This is a genomic window from Xanthomonas sp. WCS2018Noco2-27, assembly GCF_031843525.1.
In the GTDB taxonomy this organism is placed as follows: domain Bacteria; phylum Pseudomonadota; class Gammaproteobacteria; order Xanthomonadales; family Xanthomonadaceae; genus Xanthomonas.
Genome location: NZ_JAVTIK010000003.1, coordinates 183,611 through 203,486 on the forward strand (window position 1 = coordinate 183,611; position 19,876 = coordinate 203,486).

Genomic DNA, 19,876 nt, shown 5'->3' on the forward strand with positions numbered 1-19,876 from the left:
GCGTTTGCGATGACCCATGGTCAAACGCGACGCACAACGCAGCAACGTAATCACCGTGTAAACCAGGCGATTACGCGTCGTTGAACTGTCGGGATTAAGAGGTGGGCCGCACCCTGGTCGGCATGCAAAGCGTTGCCACCCAGCTCCCGATGGACACCCGCAGACAGGCCAAGTTCCTGTACTGGATGGGATGGCGCGTGACCGAAATTGCGCAGGCCATCGGCGAGAACGAGAAGACTGTACACAGCTGGAAGTCGCGTGACGAGTGGGATCGCGCAGACAACGTTGAGCGCATCGGTGGCGCACTCGAAGCGCGCTTGGTTGTGCTGATTATGAAGCCGGAAAAGTCCGGCGGCGATTTCAAGGAAATTGATCTGCTGCATCGGCAGTTGGAGCGCCAGGCGCGCATCCAGCGCTACCAAGGCGGCGGCAACGAAGCCGATCTGAATCCGGCTGTCGCCAATCGCAACGCTGCGCCAAAGAAAAAACCCAAGCGCAACGACTTCACTGAAGAACAGGTCGAGCAGCTGACCACCGCGTTCGTCGACGGCTGCTTCGACTACCAGCGCGATTGGTACCGGGCCGGCAACGAGCGCACCCGCATCATCCTCAAGTCGCGCCAGATCGGTGCAACGTTTTACTTCGCTCGCGAAGCGCTGATCGATGCGCTCACCACCGGGCGCAATCAGATTTTCTTGAGCGCCTCCAAGGCGCAGGCGCACCTGTTCCGTGGCTACATGCAGCAGTTCGTGCGCGAGACCATCGACGAGACGCTCTCCGGCGGCGACAGCATCGTGTTCCCCAACGGCGCCGAGCTGTTCTTCCTCGGGACCAATGCACGCACCGCCCAGGGCTACCACGGCAATTTCTACTTCGACGAATTCTTCTGGACCTACGGGTTCAACGAATTGAACAAGGTCGCCAGCGGCATGGCGATGCACAAGAAGTGGCGCAAGACCTACTTCAGCACACCATCGAGCATGGCCCACGAGGCCTACACGTTTTGGACCGGCGAGCGCCGCAACAAGGGCAAGCCGGCGGCGCAGCGGATCCAGATCGATGTCTCGCACGACGCGCTGGCCGGCGGTCGCCGCTGCCAGGACCGCGCCTGGCGGCAGATCGTCAACATCCTCGACGCCCAGCGCCGTGGCTGCGACCTGTTCGATATCGACGAGCTGCGCGAGGAATACAGCCCGGACGCGTTCGCCAACCTGTTGATGTGCGACTTCGTTGACGACGGCGCCAGCATCTTCCCGCTGGCGATGCTGCAGCCGTGCATGGTCGACAGCTGGGTCGAGTGGGGCCAGGACTACAAACCGTTCGCCGCGCGCCCCTACGGCGATCGCGCCGTGTGGATCGGCTACGACCCGGCCGAGACGGGCGACACCGCCGGCCTGGTCGTGCTGGCGCCACCGCAGCAGCCTGGCGGCAAGTTTCGGCTACTGGAGCGCATCCAGTTCCGGGGCATGGATTTTGCCAAGCAGGCGGCCGAGATCGAGCGCATCACGCGCCGCTACTGGGTGACCTACATCGGCATCGACACCACCGGCATGGGCAGCGGCGTGGCGCAGCTGGTGAAGCAGTTCTTCCCGAATCTGGTCACCTTCAGCTACTCGCCCGAGGTCAAAACGCGCCTGGTGCTCAAGGCGTTCGACGTGATCCACAACGGCCGGCTGGAGTTCGACGCCGGCTGGACCGACGTGGCCCAGTCGTTGATGGCTATCCGCAAGACCATGACGGCCAGCGGCCGCCAGTCCACCTTCACCGCCGGCCGCTCGGAAGAGACCGGCCACGCGGACCTGGCGTGGGCACTGTTCCACGCGCTGCAGAACGAACCGCTGGAAGGGCGCACCGCGCGCAACTCCGGCTTCATGGAGATCTCTTGATGTTGACCGACCAGCTGCCCGCCACTGCGTCTGCAGCGCCAGCCGTGCCCGCACGCACCGAGGCTTTCACCTTTGGCGACCCGACGCCGGTGCTCGATGGGCGCGGCGTGCTGGACTATCTGGAGTGCTGGCAGAACGGGCGTTGGTATGAGCCGCCGGTGGCACTGGATGGCCTGTCCAAGACCACACGCAGCAACCCGTTCCTGCAGTCGGGGCTGATCTTCAAGCGCAACATGCTGGCGCGTACCTTCAAGCCGCACCGTCTGCTGACGCGCGAGGCCTTCGAGCAGCTGTCACTGGACTGGATCACGCTGGGCAATGGCTACCTTGAGCGCCGCCGCAATCGCATGGGCGGTGCGCTGTCACTGGCCGCGCCCTTGTCCAAGTACATGCGGCGCGGCATCACCGAGGGTGACTACTTCCAAGTGCGCACCTGGCACGACGAGCACGTGTTCGAGCCGGGTAGCGTGTTCCAGCTGCGCGAAGCCGATGTCGATCAAGAACTCTACGGCCTGCCTGAGTGGATGCCGGCAATGCAATCGGCGCTGCTCAACGAGTCGGCCACGCTGTTCCGTCGCAAGTACTACAACAACGGCTCGCACGCCGGTTTCATCCTCTATCTGACCGACCCACAGCAGAGTCAGGAGGACGTCGACGCGCTGCGCAACGCCATGAAGGGCGCCAAGGGACCGGGCAATTTCCGCAATCTGTTCCTGTACTCGCCTGGCGGCAACAAGGACGGGCTCAAGCTGATCCCGGTCAGCGAAGTGGCGGCCAAGGATGAGTTCAGCGGTATCAAGGGCATCACCCGCGACGACATGCTGGCCGCGCTGCGTATCCCGCCGCAACTCATGGGCATCGTGCCGCAGAACGCTGGCGGTTTCGGGTCCATCCGCGAGGCAGCTGCCGTCTGGGCAGCCAATGAGCTGGAACCGCTGCAGGCGCGCATGCTGAAGATCAACGACTGGGTGGGCGATGAGGTGATCTCGTTCACCCCGTACGCGCCGCCAGCGGCCGCGTAATCCTTTCCCACCGCAAGACCACGCAATGCTCAAGAACCTCCGTTGTGGCGAATGCGCCCGCCTGCTGTGCAAGGCCGGCGCCTTCGATGAAATCCAGATCAAGTGCCCGCGTTGCGGCACGCTCAATCACCTGAAGGCCGAGAGCCTCACCTCCGATCGCCGCGAGCGAATCCAAGAAGGCTCTCACCATGAAAAACCAACTGCTCCAGGGCGACGCCCTGACCATCCTTCCCACGCTCGAAGCGAATTCGTTCGACGCGCTGATCACTGATCCGCCGTATGCCAGTGGCGGGCTGCACGCCGCCGCGCGAGCTAAGCCACCCTCGGCAAAGTACGTCCAGGGCGGCGGCGCGCAACTGCATGCCGACTTTGTCGGCGACGAACGCGATCAGCGCTCGCACCTGAAGTGGATGCACCTGTGGTTGTCCGAGTGCGCGCGCGTGCTCAAGGACGGCGCACCGGTGCTGCTGTTCACCGACTGGCGACAGCTGCCGCTGACCACCGACGCGCTGCAGATCGCTGGCTTTACTTGGCGGGGCATCACTGTCTGGGACAAGACCGAAGGCGTGCGGCCGCAGCTGGGGCGCTTCCGCAACCAGGCCGAATACATCGTGTGGGGCAGCAAGGGCAACATGCCGCTGGATCGCCGCGCGCCTGTGCTGCCAGGTGTTATCCGTGAGTCGGTGCGCAAGGCTGATAAGCATCATCTGACCGGCAAGCCGACCGACTTGATGCGGCAGCTGGTCAAGATCTGCGAGGCAGGCGGACGAATCCTAGACCCCTTCGCCGGCAGCGGCACGACACTGGTGGCGGCCGAGCTTGAGGGATACGGCTGGACCGGTGTGGAGATGACTAGCCACTATGTGGGCAATGCGTCCGAGCGGTTAGCCTCTCTGTAAAACTCACGGGGCTGAGAATTCTTAGCCCCGTTTTCGTTGCTAAGTCATCAACCTGTCGCGCGCCAGTTCAACCAACCGCCAAGAGCATCATCGCGATAGCGGCAGCCAGATCCAAAGTGCGACGAGGGTGACCAACAGGACGGGCGGCGTCAGTATCAGCCCCACCTTCATGTATTGGCCCCACGTGATTCGTTGGCCCTTTCCGGCTAGTACATGCAGCCATAGAAGCGTCGCGAGTGAGCCGATCGGGGTGAGCTTAGGACCCAAATCATTGCCCACGACGTTGGCATAGATCATCAGTTCGCGGGTAGCAGCGGGAACGTTGGCCCCATCGATGGCGAGCGCGCCCACCAGCGTTGCCGGCATGTTGTTCATGATCGAGGCGAGTCCCGCCACTGCGAAGCCGGTGCCGATCGTGGCCACAAAGCTTCCTTGCGCCGCCAGCCACTCAAGGACCGCACTTGCCGCTTTGGTTAGCCAAGCATTGCCGAGTCCGTAGACCACCAGATACATGCCAACCGAAAACAGCACGATCTGCCAGGGCGCTTCGCGCAGGATCTTCGTCAGCTGCATCGTGGCGCCTCTGCCGCCCGTCGCCCAGCGGCCAGCAATTGCCATCAGTACTAGCGCGGCCGCGCCCGTCACCAGAGCGATGGGTACACCAAGCGGCCCGGTCACGAAATACGCCACGAGGAGCAAAGCGAGCAGCGGCAAGGCAGCACGGAAGACCGCCGTGTCGCGTATCGCCTCACCCGGCGCTTCGAGATCGTTGACCGGATATGTGCGAGGAATGTCGCGCCGGAACCAGAGCCACAGCACGATCAATGTCGCCACGACCGACACTAGATTCACCGGCACCATGACTGTTGCATAGCGTCCGAATGACACGTCAAAGAAGTTCGCCGTGACGATGTTGACTAGATTCGAGACAACGAGCGGCAGGCTTGCTGTGTCAGCGATGAAACCACATGCCACCGTGAACGCGAGCGCGCCGGCGGGTGGGAAATTCAAGCGCAGCAGAATGGCGAGAACAATGGGCGTCAGCAAAAGGGCCGCGCCGTCGTTGGCAAACACCGCCGCGATCGCGGCGCCTAGCAGAACGATGAGCGGAAACAGTTTCCGACCATTGCCGCCACCCCATCGAGCTACGTGCAGTGCTGCCCAGGCAAAGAAGCCAGCTGCGTCCAAGATGAGCGAGATGATGATGAGGGCGACGAAGGTAAAGGTCGCATCCCAGACGATTCCCCACACGGTGCCGACGTCGTTCCACCCGACGACGCCGGTAGCCAACGCGACTGCGGCACCGGCGAGGGCCGACCAGCCTATGCCAATCCCGCGCGGTTGCCAGATGACGAAAACAAGGGTGACGATGAAAATCGCGAGGGCAAGCATGCAGCGCTCCGCAGTGGGTCAGATGGAGCGCTGATTTACGCGCTTGGACAATTCTTCGGCGTTTTCAACTCGCTCGGAATAGCGATCGGTCAGATACGCCGAGCGGCCACGCACAAGCCAGGTGAATTTCACCAGTTCCTCGCAAACGTCGATGACGCGCTGATAGTAGGCGGACGGCTTCATACGCCCGGCCTCATCGAACTCCTGAAACGCCTTGGCAACGGACGACTGGTTCGGGATCGTAAGCATGCGCATCCACCGGCCGAGCACGCGCAGCTGGTTCACGGCGTTGAAGCTTTGCGAACCACCGGAAACCTGCATTACTGCCAGCGTCTTGCCCTGTGTCGGGCGCTTGGCACCGTCGGCAAGCGGAATCCAATCGATCTGCGCTTTCATGATCCCGGTCATCGCACCATGGCGCTCCGGGCTGACCCAAACCATGCCTTCTGACCAATAGGCGAGTTCGCGCAACTCACTCACCTTCGGATGATCTGGAGCGGCCCCGTCGGGCAGTGGCAACTCGTGCGGATCGAATATGCGTACGTCGCAGCCGTACCAGCCCAGCAGGCGACCAGTTTCCTCTGCCAGCAGCCGCGAATAGGAGCGCTCACGCAACGAGCCATACAGAACCAGGATGCGGGGCGGATGTCTGGGGTCGCCGGGCGCGGCCAGTGCGTCGACGTCGATTCGGGTGAGCTGTGTCGGGTCGATACCCGGTAGATCTATGGCAACGCGATCCATCACTTTGACGCTCCGCCTGTTGTCACCGCTTCGCCGTCTTCTTTCGTGAAGGACGCGACCGGGTTGGCCAGCAGCGCGAGCACCTTCTCGGATGGCCGGCACAGCGCAACGCCCCGATCGGAAACGACGATGGGACGGTTGATGAGGATGGGGTGCGCAATCATCGCGTCCACCAACTGTGCGTCAGTGAGGGCGGGATTGTCCAAGCCCAACTCTGCATACGGCGTTCCCTTCTGACGTAAAAGGTCGCGAGGTGCGATGCCCATCGCGACAATTAGCTCGACCAGTTTCTCGCGCGTCGGCGGGGTCTGCAGATATTCGATGACCTCAGGATCCTCGCCAGATTGGCGGATCATCTCCAACGTGTTCCGGGACGTGCCGCAGGCAGGGTTGTGGTAGATCGTCAGCATCACAGTTATTTCCTTGAGCTAGGCCAGGTCAGTGCGACGGGCGTTAAGGGCTGAGGACGGCTCATGCGCAGGTTTCTGACGCACAAGGAGTCAAGGCAACACCGCAGATCTCCGGGTTCCCGGAGCAGCAGTCCTCGGTGAGAAATGCAAGCAGCTGGCGCATGTCCTCGTAGCTCGCCGCATACAGGACACGTCGCCCGTCGCGCCAAGAGCGCAGCAGGCGAGCACGCTCCAGCGTCGCGAGATGAAAGCTCATACGTGTTGGAGGAATCGAAAGCCGCTCGGCAATCTCCCCCGACGGCATGCCGTCAGGGCCGGCGCGAACAAGCATTCGGAATGCGACCAGCCGGTCGGTGTGTGCGAGAGCAGAGAGGGCTGCAACAGCGGAATCATCTTTCATGACGCAATTCTACAAGGATAGTTGCAGAGTGCTCTAGTTAGTGCAATTTGCGAGGCGGTAGGTGCCGCATATCGGCCTAAGTGGCGATAGCGGCTCCAGCGGGCGGCTTTGGCCCTCCCGCTGCGGCCGCCAGCCGGCGCGCGCAATCGTCGCCCCGCCACGCCTGCGGGCTTCATGCCCCTGTTTTTCTGCAGCCCTGCGGGGCTTGGTCGTGCGCACAGCTGTTGACGCTCGTGCCGGTTTTGACAACTCGCTAGTGCCTGCGGATCCCTGCACGGCATGCCCGCTTTCGGCGCCTTGGGAGGGGACAAATCGACCGCCGCCCAGTTTCCAGAATTTCGAGACGACCATCGGAAAGAGGTAACCGGGTAATTCGATGGGTTCAAGACTAAATAAGCGGCTGATTTGCAAGAAAAATATGAGGTTACCTCAGGGGGTAATCTGAGGTAATTCCTGAAGCCTGGAAAAGTAATGTCATTGATTCATAAGGGGTTTTTTGATGGGCTGGATTACCTTGCAAAAAGGTAATGCAGTTACCTAGAAATTACCCTTTAATTACCTTTGGAAAATTTCCTTATGTCATTGAATTTATTGGTTAAATTTCATTACTTCTGTGCGGGTTACCTAAATTACCTCTTCCCGGTGGTCATCTGAAAAATTGAGACTAGGGCGCACTAGAGTGGGTTGCCACAGCCTCTCGCTAACACCGGATCCTCCGCAGTGTCACTGACCCGCAACGCCCTGCTGCCACACCTCCATCCCGTCAACGCGGCCGGCGGTAAGAACTGGCGGCTGGAAGACCAGGCCGTAGCCATGCTCGAGCGCGGCCGCCAGTCGGTCAGCAAGCACAACGGCCAGCAACACGCTTTCTATTTATGGGTGGCCGCCGCATGAGTGCGATCGATGCCGACGATGAGCTTGTGCTGCCGCCTGGTTTCCGCTGGGACAAGCCGTGGCAGGGCGCGAAGGGGCCACTGACGGCGCTTTTCTTCGAGGGTGAAGAGGTGGCCAGGTTGGTGCAGAGACTCACTGGCGAGTGGTACGTGCTGTTGGAGCGCCAAAGGCCGGCGCCGCCTGGCAAACCGTTCGCGCCCTTTGTCCAGCGTGAGTGCAGTAGCTTCGACCAGGGGCGACGTGGCACCGTAATGTGGGCCGTGCGCCACGAGGCCAGGATCCGAGCTGAGGTGACCGCTCAAAGGGTGCGTTCCTGAGCCATCTAGGGCGAGGTCGGTGACCGCAAGGATCGGGAAAATTGGCAGGACGCCTAAGCGCGCACTAGGCCTCCGGCGTCGGCCGCCGGGAAAAATAAGTGACGCAAGGTGCTGATTCGTAAGCTCAGTAGCGCTAACTGTTAATCAGGGGGTCGTTGGTTCGAGTCCAACTTCGGGCGCCAAGATGTTCAAAAAGCCGCGACATGTCGCGGCTTTTTGTTTGCTTGCTTATCGGCCCGCACAGCTGGCAAGGGTGGTATAGCGCACGGTGCGGGCTCTTCCAGAGTTGTTGACCACGACGTCGGCGAGTCGCCGAGCGTTGCTGCAGAGACTGATGGTGACGTTTGTCCCGCTGCTGCGGCCATTCGGGAGGAAGCGGACGATTGATCGTCCAGCTGTACTGGTGATGTTGATGCCGCCGGTGGCGGAGGTGTGCTCCACTCTGATCACGGATGCGGCACTTAGCGGCTGCCCGCCGTGATCTGGATCCTTGAAGAGGATCCATCCGCGGCTCCAGTCGCGATCTGTGTGGCAACGCGTGCCGTCTGCAGACGGGCAAATGCTGACAGGCGCGCTTTGGCTCACGGCGAGGCCTCTGGCCATCGCAAGATGCGCCGTCAGCAAGTGCACAAGCGTGGTTGCTCGCTGCCACTCGATTAGGCTTTTGACGCTTGGCAACCCTATGGCTGCACCGATGCCGATGACCGCCATCACGATCAGCAACTGGACTGCGGTGTACCCTCTCGCGCTCGAATGAGTCACTGCCCGCATCGCGCCTCTCCTTAGGGTCGAGCGAGCAGTCTCAACGTTGACCGGCGGCCAGGTAACGCCTGCTTCACTCATGCATGCGTCAGACTTTTCCTGACACTGACCTCCGATATTTCGTGCAGCCTTCCCCCGAGATTCGCTCCATGACCGACCGTTTTGAGCTCGTATCCCCGTACTCCCCGGCCGGCGACCAGCCGGCGGCCATCGACAAGTTGGTGGCCAACTTCGAGGCCGGCCTGGCCAAGCAGACCCTGCTGGGGGTGACCGGTTCGGGCAAGACCTACACCATCGCCAATGTCGTGCAGCAGGTGCAAAAGCCCACCTTGGTGATGGCGCCGAACAAGACGCTGGCGGCGCAGCTGTATGGCGAGTTCAAGTCGTTCTTCCCGAACAATGCCGTCGAATACTTCGTCAGCTACTACGACTACTACCAGCCCGAAGCCTACGTGCCGTCGTCGGATACCTTCATCGAGAAGGACAGTTCGATCAACGAGCACATTGAGCAGATGCGTCTATCGGCGACGAAGACCTTGCTGTCGCGGCGCGATTCGCTGGTAGTTGCCACGGTATCGGCGATCTACGGCCTGGGCGCGCCGGAGGACTATCTGTCGCTGCGTCTGATCCTGTCGGTGGGCGAGCATATCGATCAGCGTCAGTTGATCCGCCATCTCACCGATCTGCAGTACACCCGCAACGAATTCGAGCTCACACGCGGCGCGTTCCGTGTGCGTGGCGAGGTGCTGGATGTGTTCCCGGCGGAGTCGGACACCGAAGCCTTGCGCATCGAATTGTTCGACGGCGACATCGAGCAGCTCACTTTGTTCGATCCCTTGACCGGCGAAACCCTGCGCAAGCTGCAGCGTTACACCGTGTATCCCAAGACGCATTACGCCACCACGCGTGAGCGCACGCTCAGTGCGGTCGACACGATCAAGGAAGAATTGAAGGAGCGGCTGGAGCAGTTGTATTCGCAGAACAAATTGGTCGAAGCACAGCGTCTGGCGCAACGCACCCAGTTCGATCTGGAAATGATGGCCGAAGTGGGCTTTTGCAACGGCATCGAGAACTACTCGCGGCATCTCACCGGCAAGGCGCCAGGCGAGCCGCCGCCGACGCTATTCGACTACCTTCCACCGGATGCGCTACTGGTGATCGATGAGTCGCACGTGACCATTCCGCAGATCGGTGCGATGTACAAGGGCGACCGTTCGCGCAAGGAAACGTTGGTGGAGTTCGGCTTCCGCCTGCCGTCGGCGCTCGACAACCGGCCGTTACGCTTCGAAGAGTGGGAGGCGCGTTCGCCGCGCAGCATCTACGTGTCCGCGACGCCTGGTCCTTACGAGTTGCGCGAGTCTGCCGGCGAAATCACCGAGCTGGTGGTGCGTCCCACGGGGTTGATCGATCCGATCGTGGAGATACGTCCGGTCGGCACACAGGTCGACGACCTGATGTCCGAAGTGCACGAGCGCATCAAGCTCGGCGATCGCGTGTTGGTCACGACGCTGACCAAGCGCATGGCTGAGAACCTGACCGAGTACCTGAGTGAGCACGGCATTCGCGTGCGCTATCTGCACTCGGATATCGATACGGTCGAGCGCGTGGAGATCATTCGCGATCTGCGCCTGGGCAAGTTCGATGTGCTGGTCGGCATCAATCTTCTGCGCGAAGGTCTGGATATGCCGGAAGTGTCATTGGTGGCGATTCTGGATGCGGACAAGGAAGGCTTCCTGCGGTCGACCGGCTCGTTGATCCAGACCATCGGTCGTGCCGCACGTAATCTGCGCGGCAAGGCGATTCTGTATGCCGACAAGATGACTCGCTCGATGAAGGCCGCGATCGACGAGACCGACCGTCGCCGCGAGAAACAAGTGGAGTACAACCTCGAACACGGCATCACGCCGAAGTCGGTGGCGCGCCCGATCTCCGACATCATGGAGGGCGCGCGCGAGGATGCGGCCGAAAAACGTGCCGGCAAGGGGCGGTCGAAGTCGCGCCAGGTTGCCGAAGAGACGCCCGACTATCGTGCGATGAAGCCTGCGGAAATTGCCGGCAAGCTCAAGAGCCTGGAGCAAAAGATGTATCAGCACGCCAAGGATCTGGAGTTCGAGGCAGCGGCGCAGATTCGCGACCAGATCCAGAAGTTGAAGGCGGCAAGCCTGGGGTAGGGCGGAGTGACAGGCGAATCGCAGGGAGGGCTTGTGGTCGGCAAAACCCTGCGCTAGAATGCGCGCCCTGCACAGCGCAATGCTGACGCAGGATTCGGGCGGTTAGCTCAGCGGTAGAGCACTACCTTGACATGGTAGGGGTCACAGGTTCGAACCCTGTACCGCCCACCACTTCAAGTCCAGAAAGCAAGGGCTTGAGTGGTTACATGATCGGCAGGGATATCTGCTCCTGACCTGAGGGTGACATATTCAGAAGCTGCTTCAGCTTCGGCGCGCCTCTAATCAAGTCCCCTTGAGCAACTCCAGCTTCTTGTTCGACTCGACGAGGCACATCTGATCGAAAGTCGTGCATTTGGCGATCTTGACAATTGCGCAATGCTCTAGCGAGTCCCGCAATCCCGCGCGGTTGTACCACATGGCTTGACGAGGACGAGGTGGCGACGGCATCGGAAAGTCACTGGTGCGGACCGGTTACTGGCCGTGCAACCCAGCTTTTGCCACGCAAACATGCCTGATGCCGCGGCGCAGGCCGTCGGCTTCCGATACCACTAAATACCTTGGCGCGCGTGATGAGTGTCCACTATTGCAAGCATGAGACCGTCAGCCAAGGCGTGTTTGTCTGCTGCTGCACCGGCAGAGGGGCAGCAGCAAGTTCACTAACTCAGGTTTTGAGGCGGCACAGCTCGACTTGCGCTGTCACGAGCCCTCGGCCGAAACCGCTTTGTCCGTCACGCGTCTTGTTTTAGCATCGACTTTGCGCTTATGAAAAGGACGCTGGTAATGGATGAGTATCAGTACACCGTGCTTGCCAAGGGAGGGTATCGTATCGTGGCGATTACGCGCGACCAGGTGTACGCACCTGATGAGGTGGTTGCATATGCGGTCGTGACGGATGCGGGCGCGCGAATAACGCCGGATCTGTCCTTGGATCAAGCCAATGTGTGGATCGACTCGCTCGTCGAGAGTGAGAGCCGGGAGCGCAGGGCAGAACTGGGTGACCACAAGACCTTGGTCCGTCGGTAGACTGACGTCCACACGCACGTCTAAAGGCGGTGCGCATGTTTAAAGTTGAATTTATTGCACTTGCTGCCATGGCGTTGTTCGCTGGATATGTGTGCTGTCCGTGTACATGACCGTGCTACTGCTGGTGCTCGCTTCAAGCCTCTAAAGCTTGGGCGCCGACCAATCCAGGGCGTTGTGGCAAGTTGTCACCATTCGGCAAAGTCCAGAATGCTAGGTGCCTGGGGTTTCAGTTTTCCGGCGCTAGTTTGGGGCACCGGCACCGGCACCGGCATTGCTAAAGCCCAGGGCATCCACTGCAAGGCGATCCACGCTTCACTGGGGCCGCCGATCTCGCCAAGCACGGGTCCTCCAAGTCAAGCGGACACGGCATCATCGTCGGTAAATTCAACGGCAAGTCGGTGCGCTTGAGCTGGCAGCAAGTCGTGATCCTCGCTGCGCCATGCGCTCAGGCAAGGGTGTGGGTGTCGTCATCCCGAACCTGCTTGACTGCCAGGAATCGACCGTTTTGCTCGACATCAAGCGAGGGGAAAGCCGATCTGATTACAGGTTGGCGCGCCAGCCAGACCGTGAGGTCCTTCTCTTCAATCTGTTCGCGGAAGATCGGCTTACCCATCGCCGGAATCCCCTGGCCTAACGTGTCGAACGTCCCCCCATTCCGCGTGTTGGACCTGATGGGCATCGCGGCAGAGCCCTTTCGGGATGTAATGGGCGAACAGGCAACCTTTGTCAGCCAAGCGCGCAATGCGTTAGTGGGATTTGCTCTGCATCTGTTCGAGAGCCGTTACGAGAAGCTCTCGCTTGGCTTTCACGCCAGGGCAGGCGCGCCCACGCTGTGTATGAGCTATCGCCTGTCGTCCGGCGACGTACTTACCTCAAGACACAACTGAAGTCGCTGCCCGAGCAAGGGTTCCGTAGCAGCAACCCCAGATCCGCATTTGCCAACATGCTGTCAGTGGATGAGATCTTCCCGCTCATCGAAACCCCAGAAGAGCCGTCTGAAGCGTTGATCAAGCCTGTGATGGATGCGGCATCCAGCCAAACAAGATCGCTGGATGCCGCATGATCGGCCTGCTCTTCAGTCATATCAACTTCAACGCCCGTGGCCGACACGCAAAAAGGAAAGGCATGGAGCATCAACTGTAGGAACGGTAGCGTGTATTGAAGGGGCTACACGACCTAGGGATGATGGGCACGACTACCGATATGCACCGGTAGCGAGGAATTTTTTCGTCCCATTGTGCTTGACAAGATCACTTGTTAAGGCTGTAGAAATTTCACGTCGCGGGTGGTCGGGTGGCAAAAGCGAGAGCCACTCATTCTATTTGTGATGCAGGTCACTTTAATGGTTCAGGCGCAGCACGCTTTGCTGAAATTTTAACTAATGCTTGACGTGGCGCCTCTGTCAGTGCAGATTTACAGGGGCAAATTTGACACTTGGCTGAGACGGGGTCGGAGCGACGCTGTCGGGGTTTCCAACAAGGAACGTTTCGATGATTTTTCTATGCAGCTGACATTTTTCGCCACGGTTTCTTCGGGGCTTGGACCTGTTGCGTCCAGCCTTCGGCGTGTGCGTTTCGCAAAACACTTCTGGGGTCATGTCAGGCCAGTGGCTGATCTGATCCACTCTGGCGAAAGCCGTCACTCCCGCCATGGAGATGTAGCGTGAGGCAAGCGCAGTTCTTGAAATTATGTGTGATCTCGGGTGCGGTCATTTTGCTCAGCGCTTGCGCGACCAAGGCTGCTCCAGACTTCGGTGGACGCTGGAAGCCTGTGAACCGGTTTGCCAAGACGACTATGGAAATTCCGCTTTACAAGTCCTATGTCTACCAGGCAACGCCAATGGACGGGACGTTGAAGGCGATGCTGGAGCGCTGGGCCAAGGACTCCAGCATGGAGCTGGACTACAAGATCCTGTCGGACTACACGCTGTATGGCGCAGTGTCCGAAATCGCAAGCACGAATGTGAGCGAGGCGGCGGCTAGCCTGAGCTCTGTGTATGCGGCACAGGGCGTATCGGTCTCGGTCGCAGGAAACAAGATCATTGTGCAGCCCGCGGCGAACTCCGCTGCCGGGACTGCAATAAATCAGTAAATTATTTCGCCGCCTCCGCATGGGGGCTGGCCTGACGATAGCATTTGGTAATCAACGGATAACCCATGTTCCGTAAGAAGGAAGCTGCGGGGGCCAAGGTGGAGCAGTCTGTCGCCAAGGCCGTCAGTTATGAAATCACTGTAGCCGACATGGCTCGCAAGAGCGAGCGGCGTGCGTGGATGGTCGCGGGTTGTTCGGTGGCGCTATCGATTGTGCTGGCGGGCGGCTATTTTTACATTCTTCCCCTGAAGGAAAAAATTCCTTTCTTGGTGATGGCCGACGCCTATACCGGTACTGCAACCGTTGCTCGCCTGACTGGGACCTTCCAGGGTGAAACAATCACCACGAACGAGGCAGTCAATCGCAGCAATGTTGCTCAATATGTGCTGGCACGTGAGTCTTATGACTCACAGCTAATGGGACTGAGGGACTGGGATCTGGTCTTTTTGATGTCTTCGGATCCCGTTGCTGCCGCCTACCGACAGCTTTATGCAAGGGCCAATCCCGCCAATCCGTTCGTCATGTACGGTCGGGAGAAAGCCATTCGGGTCAAGATCCTCAGCTTGACCCCACTTGAGGCGCGCTCAGATGGCGGATTCAGTGGTGCGTCGGTTCGTATTCAACGAAATTTGTTCGATAAGCGGACCGGTACCAGTAAGTACATGGATAGCCGAATCATCACCATGCGTTTTACCTATCGCAATGATGTAGCGTTCTCCGAGCAGGACAGAGTGCTTAATCCGTTAGGTTTCCAGGTGTCTGATTATCGGGCTGATACCGATTATTCGAAGGGTGTGCCTGTGCCGACGGATGATGCCGAAGCAATTGCAGCGCCGGCAGACCAGGCGGCGCCAGCGGATCCTGCAGAGGTTCCTGCCGACGCGGCAGAGCAAATGCCTGCGATCGGATCTGGTGCGACTCGAACAGTGCAGCCAGAGATGGCCGAACCGATTTCCATTGGAACTGCTGAGGGAGCAAGCAACCGATGAGTAGTGGACGTAAATATGGGCTTGCATTAGCCCTCCTTGTTGCATTTGCCGCATCGCCGGTCGCCGTGCAGGCACAGGCGGTGGATTATTACGACTACAAACCAGATCAGATCTATCAGGTCCGGACCGGTTTGGGCATTACGACGCAGATCGAATTGAGTCCAAACGAAAAGATTCTTGACTACAGCACCGGATTCAGTAGTGGCTGGGAATTGACTCGCCGCGGCAATGTCTTCTATTTGAAGCCAAAGAATGTCGACGTGGATACGAATCTGATGATTCGTACGGAGTTGAATTCTTATATCTTCGAGTTGAAAGTTGTTGCGACCGATTGGCGCCAGCTCGAGCAGGCGCGTCGCGAGGGTGTGCAATATAAAATCGCATTCACCTATCCTGGCGACACGCAGTTCGCGGTCGCACAAAAAGCGGTGGAAGAAGAAGTCAAGCCGCTGCTGAGTAGTGAGCTGGCAAAGGATCGTCAGTATTATTTCGATTACTCCTATTCAACGCGAAGCAAGAAAAAAGCTTGGCTCATACCAGTCAGTGCATATGACGATGGTCGCTTCACCTACTTGAAGTTGAATCCGTCTCCTGAGTTCCAGACCGGTAGCTTTCCGGCAGTGTTTGGTCGTGAGCAGGAGCACGGCGAAGACTTCGTGGTGAACACTACTGTCGAAGGGAATACGTTGGTCGTGCATGGGACCTACCCTTATCTGGTCATCCGTCACGGTGATAACGTGGTCGGGCTGCGAAGGAATGCAAAGAAATGAGTCCAAATACTTCTAACAACGACCAAGGTCGTGAGCAGGCCGATGCGGCTGCTGGTACTCACGAGGAAGCGCTGGGTTCTAACCCCTACTACAACCGTGCGCAGGGCGATGCCCCAAATCTGGATGCTGCCGCGCCGACCTTACGAAGCGCCGAAGATCAGCGGTTGAACAGGAAGGCGCTGGTGTTCCTGGCCGGTATCGTAGCGTTGCTTGTCTTGATGGGCTTTTTGGTGCTTCGTAAGTCGCGCGATGACGAAGAGGCGCCAAAGAAGGAAACGCAGGTAGCACGTACCGCTACTCCGACGATTCCCAGCCTGCAGCGCGACCAAGAGCCGGTCCAGCAGACCCGCGAGCCGGAAGCGATCGATGTGGTGCCCGAGCTTCCCAGCTCACCGCCTCAGCAGGTCAACTTTCAGTCGATGCCCGACGCGCAAGCACGTGATCGTGGTCCTACGCTGCTCGAACGTCGCATGGCATCCACCGGAATGGGGTCAGGGGGGCAGAGCGCGGGAGCTGATTCTGGTTCAGGTGAGCCGTCGCAGTCGTCGCAGTCGTCGGACGATGTGTACCGTCAGTTGATGTCGCGGATGCCGGGTGGCGAGCCGGTTCCGGCAAGTAACGGACCCAAGCGCGGCCCCGACGTGGATGATGTCTCAAGTGCCAGTTTCATCAACCATCCAGACGCGCTCCTGGTCAGAGGTACATACCTGAGATGCGTACTTGAGACACGCATTATCACTGACGTGCCTGGCTTCACGTCGTGTCTGTTGACGGAGCCGGTTTATTCCATCAATGGACGTAGTCTGCTTTTGCCTAAGGGTTCCAAGATTTATGGCAGCTATGGTGGTGGTCCGAGTGGCAAGCGCGTTTCTGTCATCTGGGATCGCATCACCACACCGAATGGAATCGATGTTGCGATGTCCAGCCCGGGTGTCGATCAGTTGGGCGGTGCAGGACATCCGGGTCAGTACAGTGCGCACTGGGGCAGTCGCATCACGTCCGCGCTGATGATCAGTATGCTGGCTGACATCTTCAAGTATGCGGCGGCCGAAAGTGGCCCCGAGACGACGACGATCACCGGCAATGGTCTGGCGATTCAGCAGCCCTACGAAAGTTCCACCGCACGCACCATGGAGCGCCTTGCAGGTGAGGCGCTCAATGAAAACATGCGTCGACCGCCTACGGTCACGATCAACCAGGGTGTCGTGGTGAATGTGTACGTGGCGAAAGATGTTGATTTTACTGCCGTGCTTGCGCGGCGCCGCTGACAGGTAGATGTGATGGACGCCGAGTCCAAGATTGCTGACGTATCGAGTGAGTTTCTGCGCTACCAGTACGAGGTGCTGGGAATTCATGAGTACATGACCTCCAAGGAAGTGACGGAAATCTGCATCAACCGTCCAGGAGAGCTCTATCTTGAAACGGCGTCTGGTTGGCAGCGAGTTGAGGTGCCGAGTCTGACCTTCGAGCGCGCTCGGCAGTTCTGCACCGCGGTTGTCAATGAAAGCAACACGGGGCAGCGAATCACCGATGCTGACCCTGTGGTTTCATTGACGTTCCCCACAGGGCAGCGTGCTCAATTTGTGATCCCGCCGGCATGCGATGCGGGCAAAGTGTCGATTACCATCCGTCTTCCGTCCAAGCACATGAAGACGCTGGCGCAGTATCAGGAGGATGGATTCTTCGACCAGATCCTTGAGACGGGCCACAGCCTGACCGAGCAGGATCGCGAGCTGCTGGAGCTGCGGCACACCCGCAATTACGCTGAATTCTTCAGGCGCGCCGTTCTTTACAAGAAGAATATTGTTGTTTCCGGTGCAACAGGTAGCGGCAAGACCACGTTCATGAAGTCGCTGGTCCACCATATTCCCGAGAACGAGCGCCTCGTCACGATCGAAGACGCCAGGGAACTGTTCCTGACACAGCAAAACACCGTTCATCTGCTTTATTCGAAGGGTGGGCAGAGTGCAAGCAATGTGTCGGCCAAGAGCTGCATGGAAGCGTGTCTGCGCATGAAGCCGGACCGAATCATTCTTGCCGAGTTACGGGGCGATGAGGCGTTTTACTTCATCCGCAATTGCGCATCTGGTCACCCCGGTTCGATCACAAGTTGCCATGCCGGCAGTCCGGAACAGACATGGGATCAGTTGGCGCTGATGGTCAAGGCTTCCAACGAGGGCTCAGGCCTGGAATTTGCGATCATCAAGCGCTTGCTGATGATGACGATTGACGTGGTGGTGCACATCAAGGCGCATGCTGGCCGCCGTTACATCACAGGCATCGACTTCAATCCTGAGCGCGCCTTCAGTTGATGTCAGGTGATGGCTGTAACTTTAAGGAGATGAGGTGAATCATGCTTCCTGGACTTGAAATGGCTGCGTGTTCAGACATGGCGGTCCCCATGTCTGTCATGCAGCATGTGGTGAACGTTGAGTCTTCCAGCAACCCGTACGCGATTGGCGTCGTGGGCGGAAAGCTCGCGCGTCAACCGACGAACATGGGGGAGGCACTGGCAACGGCCAAAATGCTCGAGGAAAAGGGCTACAACTTTTCCGTTGGTCTGGCTCAGGTAAACCGGTACAACCTGGCCAAGTACGGTCTCGGCTCCTACGAGAAAGCATTTCACCAGTGCTCCAACCTCCAGGCGGGCTCGAAAATTCTGGCTGAATGCTATTCACGCTCCGGAAATGACTGGGGTAAATCGTTCAGCTGCTACTACTCGGGGAACTTCGTCACCGGGTATCGACATGGCTATGTGCAAAAAATCTACGCATCCATTCAAGGCCAGCGAGGCGCTGAAGCTGTCGCGCCCATCCCCGTTGTAAGCACCGGGCGGGCGCCGGCGCCACGTCAGGCAACGGTCCCTCAGAACGTACAAATAGAGCGTAGAATCGTAGCCCAGGACACAGGTGAGAGGGTGCAGGGAATGGCACAAAGGGCACAATTGGTACCTCAGCGTAACGGTGATCCAGCACTTGTGATCGCGCCTGCGAGCGTTTCCGACTACGCCCGTGGAGCGTTGGTCAGGACGGCCGATGCGGCGCTTGCCAACGTTGTTGCCGGTGCGCTGACCAAGCGCGGCGGTCCAAGCCAAGGGGATGCGGAAGCTGAGTCAATGGCTGAAATGCAGCGCGAGTCCGCAAGTGGTGCGACCAACCCGTCGGGCCCGGTGATGCTGCGTCCCTGGGGAGAAAAGGCGAACGTCGCGCGCCCCGCCGGTCAGGCAAATCCCCCCGCGTTGCCTACCGTACCAAGTGTAGATACCGCATTCGTTTTTTGACGATTGCAACCCCAACGGCCGGCAGTGCCAGCCAGTAGTTGTCGCTAGACCATCATCAAGGAGATTGACAGTGAAGTTGAATAACCAAGACATCGCAAATGCACGTCGTACGCTCAAGACCATTGCTTATGCCGTCGCGTCGGTTGCCCTGTTTGCTTCGGGTGCTGCGCTGGCGACAAACGGCGGTACCTCGTACGGCGGCACGGACAAAAGAGTCTGTAGCTTCTTCGAAGACATCAATGGCCTGCTCAGTATGGCGTCGATTGCAGTTGTGACTATCGCCGTGATTTTCTCGGGGTACCAGATCGCATTTGCCCACAAACGTATCGGCGACGTTGCGCCCATCCTGATCGGCGGTGTTTTCATCGGTGCTGCCGGGCAGATTGCGACGATGTTGATCGGCGAGGATGGCGAGAAGTGCTCCGCGATGGTGACGCACCTCAGCCAGTACATGAATGCATAAGAACGCCGTCTTTAGAGGTTGCACGCGCCCGGCAATGTTCATGGGCGTTCCGTACCTGCCGTTCTTCATAATCGTGGGGGGGACGTTCTTGCTGTCCCTCTACACTAGGATGTGGGTCATGACGGCCATTCCTCTGGAGATATTTGTCCTCCGACAGATGGCTCGCCGTGATGAGATGATTTTCCGGATGCTCGGGCTGAAGGTCCAATTTCAGTTGAAGGTCAGGAATGTTGGCAATCACTCCGGGAACTGGGTGTTTTCGCCTAACAACTATCGCCGAACACCCGCGCCGAAAGATTGAAGTAAGCAACGAACCGGCAGCTGGTCTGCCGGTTCGTTGCATGGAACGTCCCTAGTTACGTGTTT

21 protein-coding genes, 1 tRNA gene and 1 pseudogene are annotated in these 19,876 nt (G+C 59.1%); 18 read left to right on the plus strand and 5 right to left on the minus strand.

Annotated elements, in window-relative coordinates:
* Nucleotides 1-122 precede the first annotated feature (122 nt).
* The 4 genes from RQH86_RS08425 to RQH86_RS08440 are packed head-to-tail and all read left to right on the plus strand — an operon-like array spanning nucleotide 123 to nucleotide 3,807.
* Nucleotides 123-1,886 carry a terminase ATPase subunit family protein gene (locus RQH86_RS08425; RefSeq protein ID WP_311238415.1) on the plus strand — a complete coding sequence of 588 codons (1,764 nt, stop codon included), beginning with the start codon at nucleotides 123-125 and terminating at the stop codon, nucleotides 1,884-1,886.
* The gene (locus RQH86_RS08430; RefSeq protein WP_311238397.1) at nucleotides 1,886-2,908 is read left to right on the plus strand and encodes a phage portal protein; all 1,023 of its coding nucleotides are present in this window, start codon (nucleotides 1,886-1,888) and stop codon (nucleotides 2,906-2,908) included. Before RQH86_RS08425 ends, RQH86_RS08430 begins: the two co-directional genes overlap by 1 nt.
* 25 nt (nucleotides 2,909-2,933) lie before the next feature.
* On the plus strand, nucleotides 2,934-3,179 hold the full coding sequence (locus RQH86_RS08435) for a Com family DNA-binding transcriptional regulator (protein ID WP_081020787.1): 246 nt from the start codon (nucleotides 2,934-2,936) through the stop codon (nucleotides 3,177-3,179).
* Nucleotides 3,097-3,807: a site-specific DNA-methyltransferase gene (locus RQH86_RS08440; RefSeq protein ID WP_055821145.1), complete on the plus strand. Its 711-nt coding sequence runs from the start codon at nucleotides 3,097-3,099 to the stop codon at nucleotides 3,805-3,807. Before RQH86_RS08435 ends, RQH86_RS08440 begins: the two co-directional genes overlap by 83 nt.
* 87 nt (nucleotides 3,808-3,894) lie before the next feature.
* Here RQH86_RS08440 and RQH86_RS08445 read toward each other — a convergent pair whose 3' ends face one another.
* The 4 genes from RQH86_RS08445 to RQH86_RS08460 are packed head-to-tail and all read right to left on the minus strand — an operon-like array spanning nucleotide 3,895 to nucleotide 6,750.
* Complete coding sequence (locus RQH86_RS08445; RefSeq protein WP_055821148.1) at nucleotides 3,895-5,199, minus strand: arsenic transporter; 1,305 nt, start codon at nucleotides 5,197-5,199, stop codon at nucleotides 3,895-3,897.
* A gap of 18 nt (nucleotides 5,200-5,217) precedes the next feature.
* Nucleotides 5,218-5,943 (minus strand): arsenical resistance protein ArsH, encoded by a 726-nt coding sequence (gene arsH / locus RQH86_RS08450; RefSeq protein ID WP_311238398.1) that lies wholly within the window; start codon nucleotides 5,941-5,943, stop codon nucleotides 5,218-5,220.
* Nucleotides 5,940-6,353, minus strand: coding sequence for an arsenate reductase (glutaredoxin) (gene arsC, locus RQH86_RS08455; RefSeq protein ID WP_343237794.1), 414 nt, complete (start codon nucleotides 6,351-6,353; stop codon nucleotides 5,940-5,942). Before arsC ends, arsH begins: the two co-directional genes overlap by 4 nt.
* Nucleotides 6,354-6,411: 58 nt before the next feature.
* On the minus strand, nucleotides 6,412-6,750 hold the full coding sequence (locus RQH86_RS08460) for a metalloregulator ArsR/SmtB family transcription factor (RefSeq protein WP_311238400.1): 339 nt from the start codon (nucleotides 6,748-6,750) through the stop codon (nucleotides 6,412-6,414).
* 720 nt (nucleotides 6,751-7,470) lie between these two features.
* Here RQH86_RS08460 and RQH86_RS08465 point away from each other — a divergent pair.
* Both RQH86_RS08465 and RQH86_RS08470 read left to right on the plus strand, forming a co-directional pair.
* Entirely contained in the window at nucleotides 7,471-7,644 is a 174-nt protein-coding gene (locus RQH86_RS08465; RefSeq protein ID WP_311238401.1) for a hypothetical protein, read from the plus strand.
* The gene (locus tag RQH86_RS08470) at nucleotides 7,641-7,961 is read left to right on the plus strand and encodes a hypothetical protein (RefSeq protein ID WP_311238402.1); all 321 of its coding nucleotides are present in this window, start codon (nucleotides 7,641-7,643) and stop codon (nucleotides 7,959-7,961) included. Before RQH86_RS08465 ends, RQH86_RS08470 begins: the two co-directional genes overlap by 4 nt.
* A gap of 228 nt (nucleotides 7,962-8,189) precedes the next feature.
* On the opposite strand, the gene RQH86_RS08475 is transcribed toward RQH86_RS08470, so the two are convergent.
* Nucleotides 8,190-8,732, minus strand: coding sequence for a GspH/FimT family pseudopilin (locus RQH86_RS08475; RefSeq protein WP_115529096.1), 543 nt, complete (start codon nucleotides 8,730-8,732; stop codon nucleotides 8,190-8,192).
* Between the two features lie 140 nt (nucleotides 8,733-8,872).
* On the opposite strand from RQH86_RS08475, the gene uvrB reads away from it, so the two are divergent.
* The 12 genes and pseudogenes from uvrB (at nucleotide 8,873) to RQH86_RS08535 (ending at nucleotide 19,811) form a co-directional block, all read left to right on the plus strand.
* Entirely contained in the window at nucleotides 8,873-10,894 is a 2,022-nt protein-coding gene (gene uvrB, locus RQH86_RS08480; protein ID WP_115528341.1) for an excinuclease ABC subunit UvrB, read from the plus strand.
* 96 nt (nucleotides 10,895-10,990) lie between these two features.
* Nucleotides 10,991-11,065 (plus strand) — tRNA-Val (locus RQH86_RS08485).
* A gap of 609 nt (nucleotides 11,066-11,674) precedes the next feature.
* Nucleotides 11,675-11,917 carry a hypothetical protein gene (locus RQH86_RS08490; protein ID WP_115529095.1) on the plus strand — a complete coding sequence of 81 codons (243 nt, stop codon included), beginning with the start codon at nucleotides 11,675-11,677 and terminating at the stop codon, nucleotides 11,915-11,917.
* 198 nt (nucleotides 11,918-12,115) lie between these two features.
* Nucleotides 12,116-13,018: pseudogene (locus RQH86_RS08495) on the plus strand (type IV secretory system conjugative DNA transfer family protein); the annotation flags it as partial.
* A gap of 561 nt (nucleotides 13,019-13,579) precedes the next feature.
* Complete coding sequence (locus RQH86_RS08500; protein WP_238155968.1) at nucleotides 13,580-14,008, plus strand: hypothetical protein; 429 nt, start codon at nucleotides 13,580-13,582, stop codon at nucleotides 14,006-14,008.
* A gap of 65 nt (nucleotides 14,009-14,073) precedes the next feature.
* Entirely contained in the window at nucleotides 14,074-14,997 is a 924-nt protein-coding gene (locus RQH86_RS08505; protein WP_115528340.1) for a type IV secretion system protein, read from the plus strand.
* Nucleotides 14,994-15,767 (plus strand): TrbG/VirB9 family P-type conjugative transfer protein, encoded by a 774-nt coding sequence (locus RQH86_RS08510; protein ID WP_115528339.1) that lies wholly within the window; start codon nucleotides 14,994-14,996, stop codon nucleotides 15,765-15,767. The genes RQH86_RS08505 and RQH86_RS08510 overlap by 4 nt, the downstream gene beginning before the upstream one ends.
* Nucleotides 15,764-17,035 (plus strand): TrbI/VirB10 family protein, encoded by a 1,272-nt coding sequence (locus RQH86_RS08515; RefSeq protein WP_311238403.1) that lies wholly within the window; start codon nucleotides 15,764-15,766, stop codon nucleotides 17,033-17,035. The genes RQH86_RS08510 and RQH86_RS08515 overlap by 4 nt, the downstream gene beginning before the upstream one ends.
* Nucleotides 17,036-17,047: 12 nt before the next feature.
* Nucleotides 17,048-18,079: a P-type DNA transfer ATPase VirB11 gene (gene virB11 / locus RQH86_RS08520; RefSeq protein WP_115005812.1), complete on the plus strand. Its 1,032-nt coding sequence runs from the start codon at nucleotides 17,048-17,050 to the stop codon at nucleotides 18,077-18,079.
* 41 nt (nucleotides 18,080-18,120) lie between these two features.
* Nucleotides 18,121-19,047, plus strand: coding sequence for a transglycosylase SLT domain-containing protein (locus RQH86_RS08525; protein WP_311238404.1), 927 nt, complete (start codon nucleotides 18,121-18,123; stop codon nucleotides 19,045-19,047).
* A 70-nt stretch (nucleotides 19,048-19,117) separates the two neighbouring features.
* A complete protein-coding gene (locus RQH86_RS08530; protein WP_311238406.1) occupies nucleotides 19,118-19,510 on the plus strand; it encodes a TrbC/VirB2 family protein in 393 nt (130 codons plus the stop codon).
* Nucleotides 19,503-19,811 carry a VirB3 family type IV secretion system protein gene (locus tag RQH86_RS08535; RefSeq protein ID WP_311238407.1) on the plus strand — a complete coding sequence of 103 codons (309 nt, stop codon included), beginning with the start codon at nucleotides 19,503-19,505 and terminating at the stop codon, nucleotides 19,809-19,811. The genes RQH86_RS08530 and RQH86_RS08535 overlap by 8 nt, the downstream gene beginning before the upstream one ends.
* Nucleotides 19,812-19,876: the final 65 nt, after the last annotated feature.